This window comes from Endozoicomonas sp. ONNA2 (assembly GCF_024606365.1).
In the GTDB taxonomy this organism is placed as follows: Bacteria; Pseudomonadota; Gammaproteobacteria; order Pseudomonadales; family Endozoicomonadaceae; genus Endozoicomonas.
In genome coordinates, this window is the sequence record NZ_JAHHPO010000683.1 from 1 (window position 1) to 1,086 (window position 1,086).

The window sequence follows — 1,086 nt, forward strand, 5'->3', positions numbered from 1 at the left end:
GCATTACCGACGCCAAAATACCTGACCATGATCTTGAGCATCTATCAGCCTGGCTGGCCAACGGCTATCACGGTGATATGGCCTATATGACCCGACACCGGGAGCTGCGGGCCCACCCGGAACAGCTGCATCCCGGCACATTAAGGGTGATCTCTGCCCGCATGGATTACCTGCCAGCGGATACCGAAACCATCAAACTGCTCAATGAACCGGAAAAAGCCTATGTCTCCCGCTATGCCCTGGGTCGGGACTACCATAAGTTAATACGCAAACGGCTGACCCAGCTGGGTCGGCAGATCGAGGCAGCCGTTGGTGAACATGGCTATCGGGCCTTTGTGGACAGTGCTCCGGTAATGGAACGGCCATTGGCGCAACAGGCAGGGCTGGGCTGGGTTGGTAAGCACTCACTGATACTGAACCGGCAGGCCGGCTCATTTTTCTTTCTGGGGGAGCTGTTCACCAATCTCCCGCTGCCGGTGGATAAACCTTATGAAAACAACCACTGCGGCCGCTGCACCGCCTGCATGGACAAGTGCCCAACCCGGGCCATTGTCGCCCCTTACCAGGTCGATGCCGGTCGCTGCATCTCTTACCTGACCATCGAAAACAAGGGTCCCATTCCTGTGGAGCTGCGCCCGCTGATGGGCAATCGTATCTATGGCTGTGATGACTGCCAGCTGGTCTGCCCCTGGAACCGTTTTGCCAAACCGACCCGGGAGCCGGACTTGCAACCCCGCCATCAGCTGGATGCCAGTGATCTGGTGGCGCTTTTCCTCTGGAGTGAAGCGCAGTTTCTGGAACGAACCGCTGGCTCGCCGATCCGCAGGGCCGGTTATGAGTGCTGGCTGCGCAATATCGCCGTGGCACTGGGCAATGCCCCGGGCAGTGACAGCGTCATTGCCGCTCTGAAAAGTCGCCTGGATTATCCATCAGCGCTGGTTCAGGAGCACATTCTCTGGGCTCTCAACCGCCACGCTGCCGGGATCAAGACTGCCATCTGCCGTTACCGCAACTGACGGGGTTGTTAGTGATCTGTCCCGCCGATCGGCTAATCTTGGAGGCTGTCCGCGAATAGCGCCCGTAGCG

1 protein-coding gene is annotated in these 1,086 nt (G+C 58.7%); it reads left to right on the plus strand.

Annotated features, from left to right (window positions below):
• The first annotated feature begins 2 nt into the window (after positions 1 to 2).
• Positions 3 to 1,016, plus strand: coding sequence for a tRNA epoxyqueuosine(34) reductase QueG (gene queG, locus KDK14_RS11965; RefSeq protein ID WP_257265353.1), 1,014 nt, complete (start codon positions 3 to 5; stop codon positions 1,014 to 1,016).
• Positions 1,017 to 1,086 lie beyond the last annotated feature (70 nt).